The sequence below is a fragment of the Mastigocoleus sp. MO_188.B34 genome (genome assembly GCF_030065675.1).
In the GTDB taxonomy this organism is placed as follows: Bacteria; Cyanobacteriota; Cyanobacteriia; order Cyanobacteriales; family Nostocaceae; genus Mastigocoleus.
In genome coordinates this window covers 1-5,880 of record NZ_JASJDK010000227.1, presented here as the reverse complement: position 1 = coordinate 5,880, position 5,880 = coordinate 1, and the positions used below count along the sequence as shown (strand labels likewise).

The following is a 5,880-nucleotide window of genomic DNA, read 5'->3' as shown; positions in this document are numbered from 1 at the left end:
TGGGATTTAAGGCTTTGTTTGAACATATACCTTTCACCCACATCTATCAATCAGTTATGGAGTTTCAAGCTTCAAACTTGAATTTCCACCTAAAGCTATGAATTTACTTTAGAACGAGTCGCACTTTGGATCTCTCTTATGAATGAATCACGGTAACCAGTCCGTAAATAACCTCACCAACCGAACCAGAAATGGTGACAGTTGAGCTCTCAAAGGAATGCAGGTGATAGGCATGAGCGACACGTCATCACCGACGTATAAATAGCAAAACCCTAGGGACTTTCAAAAATAAAATGTCCAACCGTCGGTTGTTTGGACGCAGCTGTTCCCTGTAAGGGCGTTCTAGAAGCACTCCGTGAACGCCTACGGCGCGTCTTCCTTCGGACGCAGCAAGCTGTTCACGCAGTGCGGATGAGTCTGCAAGGCTTGCCCGCACTGCGTGTCCGTGTAGAGCCCCGTAGGGAAAAACCGCCAACAGTTCTTGAAAAAATTGAGCTACGAACAAGTTGCAAACAGCACTATTGGTAAGATATTTGGTCTGGATAATCCTCATATACTAGTATGAGAATTGGAAATATGCCTGTTCTGAGTGGTTCTAGTGTGTCAACATTTCCCCTAACAGCTGTTGTTGGCCAGGAGGCAATTAAATTAGCCCTGATGTTAGCAGCCGTCGATCCGGGTTTGGCAGGAGTAATTATTGCTGGTCGTCGCGGTACTGCTAAATCTGTAATGGCAAGGGCTTTACATGCTCTCCTACCACCAATTGAAGTCATTAAGGGTTCTTGCTGCAATTGCGACCCCAGTAAACCACAGGAGTGGGACGATCAAACAGTTGCCAGATTCATGGCCCATTACCAAGCAGATTTTTGTCAACTACCAACCGAAGTAATTCCTACCCCCTTCATCCAAGTTCCCCTTGGTATTACCGAAGACAGGCTACTTGGTTCCTTGGATGTAAGTCAGTCCATCAAACGGGGAGAACCAGTATTTCAACCGGGATTGCTGGCCCTAGCACACCGGGGTATCCTGTATGTGGATGAAATTAACTTGTTAGAAGAACATATTGTCAATCTATTGTTGACGATATTAGCACAGGGAAGTAATCAAATTGAGCGGGAGGGTATTAGTTTTCAGCACCCTTGTAAACCCTTGTTAATTGCCACCTACAACCCAGAAGAAGGTAGGCTACGAGAACATTTGCTAGATAGATTTGCGATCGCTCTTTGTGCCGATGAGGTGTTAAGTTTAGATCAGCGTGTGCAGGGTGTACAACAGGCGATTAGTTATGCCGAATCTCCCCAAACATTTCTCCAACAGTATGCCGAAGATATCGAAAACCTCAAACTGCAGATTCTCCTCGCACGGGAATGGCTCAAGTTAGTAAAAGTGCAACCAGAGCAAATTGCTTATCTGGTAAACGAGGCGATTCGCGGTGGGGTAGAAGGGCATCGTGGGGAATTGTTTGCCCTGCAAGTTGCGAAGGCTCATGCAGCTTTGAATGGACGTTTAGCAGTCAATGCTGAGGATTTGCGCCGTGCCGTTGAGTTGGTAATTCTACCACGAGCGCTTGTGCTGGAAATCCCACCAGCTGCACCCCCTGTACCCTCACCCCCTGAGGAAAAACCCCAGCCAGAGGAACAGGAACAACTAGAAAGGGAAACTCCAGAGGAAAGCCCAGAATTACACGGTATTCCCGAGGAATTTGTCTTCAATCCTGAGGGGGTAATTCTCGACCCCGCCCTACTCTACTTTGCTCAGATCGCTCATCGGCGACGGGGTAAAGCCGGAGGTCGCGGTATAATTTTTTCCCAAGACCGGGGGCGCTACGTCAAGCCGATGTTTCCTAAAGGACCTATTCAACGGGTAGCAGTGGATGCCACACTGCGGGCTGCTGCTCCCTACCAGAAAGCCCGTCACAAACGCCAACCGGGTCGGCGCGTAATTATTGAGGATGATGATATCCGCATCAAGCGTTTAGCACGCAAAGCCGGAGCATTAATCATTTTTCTTGTCGATGCTTCCGGGTCAATGGCACTCAACCGGATGCAGTCAGCCAAAGGTGCTGCCTTGCAAATTTTAGCACAAGCATACCGCCACCGCGACCAAATAGCCCTGATTCCTTGCCGGGGTGAGCGAGCAGAGGTATTACTACCCCCAACCCGTTCAATTACTGCCGCTCATAGACGCCTAGAACACTTACCCTGCAGTGGAGGTACTCCTCTCGCTCATGGCCTGACACAAGCGGTACGGGTAGGTTTAAATGCTATGCAGTCTAAAGATATTGGACAGGTAGTAATTATCGCAATTACCGATGGTCGGGCAAATATTCCCCTGTCACGCTCCCTCGGTCAACCCCAACTGGAGGAGGAAAAACCAGATCTGCGGGGCGAATTACTCAACATTGCTGCTAGAATTAGAGCCTTGGGAATACAACTTTTAGTAATTGACACAGAAAGTAAATTTATTTCCCGGGGATTCGCCAAAGAACTGGCACAGATTGCTGGAGGTAAATATTACCACTTACCCAAGGCAACCGAAAAAGCTATCACGGCAATGGCAAAAGCAGCTATCCCATAACCTATATAAGTGATGGTATCAAACTGTGTGCCATTCGGGCAGGTCGTCATGAATTCTCAACCTTCAATGATCAATCCGCCTCACTCGGAAGTAATTAAGAATTTTGCATATATCCCAGTTCGTGGTGTTAATCACTACTACGAGTGGATCTGCGATTGGCAACCATCATCTCCTGGGGGAACTCCAATCTTTGATCGGCCAATTCTAGAATAAAATTAATGCGATGCCTACGGCTATGCCCTGCGGGCTTATCGTTAACATTGCAGTATAATTTTGTGCAAGCTTTTCGTATCGCAACGCGATACGGCGTTCGACGAAGTCGCGGGCTAAACTGTTTGATTCGATTGATAGCACGCTCCACAAGATTACGTTGACGGTAGATTTCGACGCACCAAAGGTGAACACGGTTGAATGGACCGCGACGTGGTTCGTTGCTTAATCTTGGGATGGTTAGACGGATACCACGACGACGGAGATAATTACGTATTCTACGACCCGTATAACCCTTATCTCCAACCAACCTTAAAGGACGAATACGCGGACGACCTCGTCCAGAACGCTTAACAGCACCTTGTTCCATTAATTGTTCAAGAAAAAGTGACTCGTTACGCTGACCTGGGCTGAGAAGAAAAGTTATCGGTTTACCTTTACCCTCACACCGTATGTGTATTTTTGTACTGAATCCACCACGAGAACGACCTAGTTTTTCTTCTTCTTTCTCTGCGAGACGCTACGCGAACGCCCCTTTTTTACCACCTGCAGCGTGCTGGTGGGCGCGTATCACAGTCCCATCTACATAGTGAACCTCCCAGTCAAGATTTCCTCGCTTATCGGCGATACGCGAAGCGTCGCCCTTTAGGGCTATCGCCTGTAGAGATTCTAAAATTTGGTTCCAAATATCATTTCACTTTTAATATTCATATACCTATAAGGTATAGACCCATCTAGTTCAAAATCAAAGTTTTCCCCTACAATTTCTCCGAGAATATTGGTTGCAGCCTTGTCAAAAGCTTCCAGTATTGTTTCTATTGCTTCAAAATTTTGTTTTATAGAGCGATTATGATTATATTTATGTAAAGTATATTTAGTCATAATATTTTTGGTGCAAATTTCTCTTGTATATCTTTATTATTCATTGATTCCTATATGGGATCTATTAAGTTGATAAAGTAGCGTTCAACTCTAAAACTAGTTTAGAAGCACAACCGCAAAAATGCTCAGTAAAGACTAAGCAATAACGTCAACTCAAAAACAATTCCTAAAAGCTACTAGGAAATTTTGAATACATAATAAATAAACAAAATATAAATTCAAAACTTGTATGTGTTATAAACACCAAGATTGACAATTTCTATAAAAACCCCTGCTATATTTTAAAGTTTTATAAATTTTTCAAATATATCCTTTTGAATAAATTAAACCCCACTGCTGTATATTTAATAACTATAAATCCAGAGATAAATCAAGGAAGGAGTGGGAAAGAAGTACTGATGAAGATGATAATGATACAAATTATGTAAAAATTGGATCTAGGTAAATTAGTTATTTTCCACTTTCCATGCTTTCAATCATTTTACTCTTAATAAATAGAAACTCCATAGACGGGGAAGGAGTAAACTAGTGAAGAAGACAGAGTTTGAAGAATTTGAAGAATTTGAAGAATTTGAAGAAGATGAAAATATTTTTCAAATATTTGAAGATATTCAAAGACAAAAAGCCGCAAAAAATAAAATCATTTATGGGATTATTGGCATAATTACTTCTTTATTTCTGGGATGGGGATTTTATATGATTCCTAATTCTAAACTTGAAAAACACAAAATTAATATCAAAATCTTTCTTTTCTCTATACCTTCCCTTATTTTTGTTGGTAGTGCATCTTTACTTACTCTAGGAATTTTAAATCAAAACAACGAGAATTTTGGTAGGAACAACAAATAAAATTTTCAACTGTGGAATTTTTCTCAAAATTAGCAGTCAAATTTGAGTAATATGGCAAAATTTGGGGCAATATACCTGTCATTTGATGAAGGATTAGTTGAAAAAGTAGATGAGATTTCTCAAATACTCAAACATGAAAGTTATGTATTTATAGTTCGGTATCACTGTGAATCACCTTGGATTCAATTATATTTGGAAGAACCAGAAAAAATATCTGATTATGCCTATAAGGTGTCAAAAATATTTCCCAATAGACAAGTGATGGGTTTGGCTGCTTATACGGTATATGACTCAGTTAGTTTTTCCCACTTCAAGGACGGGAAAATTATTCGTCTTTTAGAGTCTGGATTTGAGCAAAAACGTTTATGGGAGAAGATTGAAGGGGAAAGTCAACCTTGGGAATCCCAAATTTTTGGTGACATGAAGATGGAGATTGGTAGTCTGGGCATGGTAAGTTACCATATTCAAAAAATTGGTCAGTTTTTTCAATTACCAGGTTTTGGAATACCAAAACAAGGAGAAACCTGGACATTTGAAATTTAAGGCACTTTTCTTTTTAAGATATCTCCTAAGTCATACCTCGAATAAAGCTGATTTGAGTAACTCTATTGTTGATTTCAATTATTGTTACTCATTAAACTTGTTTTAATACTCAGTGTTATCTTTGAGATGTTAATCATAACAAGTGTAATTAACTGTACAAAATGCAATATAAATCTGCTTTATTTTTAATGTTACTCTTCGCAGGTACAATCTTTACTAGCTGTGCTAGTTCTACAACTGAATCAATAAAAATTTCAGATTCAGGAGAAGTATCAAGTGATACTTTTGTTGCACAACGAGTAAGTGACGCTAGCTCTAAACTGATTGAATCTCCACAAGCTGTAAAAGCATCTCGTCCAAAAACTCAACTAATCAAAAAAGCAGCCATGACTGCGATCGTTGACTCAGTGGAAGAAAGTATTGATGCTGTATTGGAAATTATTACTAAACAGCAAGGTGATTTAATTAAGTTAGAACAAAAACAGCCCAGAAATAATCGTACTCCCTACAAAGCATTAATTCAAATGCGAGTACCACAAAATTTATTAACATTGACTCTTGATGAATTAGCTAAATTAGGTACTGTACAAAGTCGTAATATTACGGCTCAAGATGTAGGTGACCGCTTAGTAGATATTCAAGCCAGACTCAATAATTTGCGTAAGACAGAAGCTAATTTGCAGAAACTTATTGATCGTGCAAAATCAGTAAAAGATATATTGAGTGTAACTCAAGAACTAAGTAAAGTAAGAGAGCAAATTGAGCGAATTGATGCTCAACTCAAAAACTTACAAAATCAGGTGGCTTATTCCACAATTA

5 protein-coding genes and 1 pseudogene are annotated in these 5,880 nt (G+C 40.8%); 4 read left to right on the top strand and 2 right to left on the bottom strand.

The window, feature by feature from the left end; translation table 11 throughout:
• Nucleotides 1-576 precede the first annotated feature (576 nt).
• Nucleotides 577-2,577, top strand: a complete 2,001-nt coding sequence (gene bchD / locus QNJ50_RS28340; protein ID WP_300642511.1) for a magnesium chelatase ATPase subunit D — start codon at nucleotides 577-579, stop codon at nucleotides 2,575-2,577.
• Nucleotides 2,578-2,704: 127 nt separating this feature from the next.
• Here bchD and QNJ50_RS28335 read toward each other — a convergent pair.
• Together QNJ50_RS28335 and QNJ50_RS28330 are read right to left on the bottom strand one after the other, a co-directional pair.
• Nucleotides 2,705-3,265 (bottom strand): annotated as a pseudogene (locus QNJ50_RS28335) (transposase); the annotation flags it as partial.
• Nucleotides 3,266-3,456: 191 nt separating this feature from the next.
• A complete protein-coding gene (locus QNJ50_RS28330) occupies nucleotides 3,457-3,669 on the bottom strand; it encodes a hypothetical protein (protein ID WP_300642508.1) in 213 nt (70 codons plus the stop codon).
• A gap of 528 nt (nucleotides 3,670-4,197) precedes the next feature.
• On the opposite strand from QNJ50_RS28330, the gene QNJ50_RS28325 reads away from it, so the two are divergent.
• From QNJ50_RS28325 to QNJ50_RS28315, 3 genes are all read left to right on the top strand, one after another.
• The gene (locus tag QNJ50_RS28325) at nucleotides 4,198-4,518 is read left to right on the top strand and encodes a hypothetical protein (RefSeq protein ID WP_300642505.1); all 321 of its coding nucleotides are present in this window, start codon (nucleotides 4,198-4,200) and stop codon (nucleotides 4,516-4,518) included.
• A gap of 51 nt (nucleotides 4,519-4,569) precedes the next feature.
• A complete protein-coding gene (locus QNJ50_RS28320) occupies nucleotides 4,570-5,061 on the top strand; it encodes a hypothetical protein (RefSeq protein ID WP_300642502.1) in 492 nt (163 codons plus the stop codon).
• 161 nt (nucleotides 5,062-5,222) lie between these two features.
• Nucleotides 5,223-5,880 (top strand): DUF4349 domain-containing protein (locus QNJ50_RS28315; protein ID WP_300642500.1); only part of this gene is annotated, 658 nt, incomplete at its 3' end.

Coding starts and splice junctions, on each gene's coding strand:
- QNJ50_RS28320 (WP_300642502.1), top strand. CDS start 4,570: ATGGCAAAATTTGGGGCAATATACCTGTCATTTGATGAAGGATTAGTT.
- bchD (WP_300642511.1), top strand. CDS start 577: ATGCCTGTTCTGAGTGGTTCTAGTGTGTCAACATTTCCCCTAACAGCT.
- QNJ50_RS28330 (WP_300642508.1), bottom strand. CDS start 3,669: ATGACTAAATATACTTTACATAAATATAATCATAATCGCTCTATAAAA.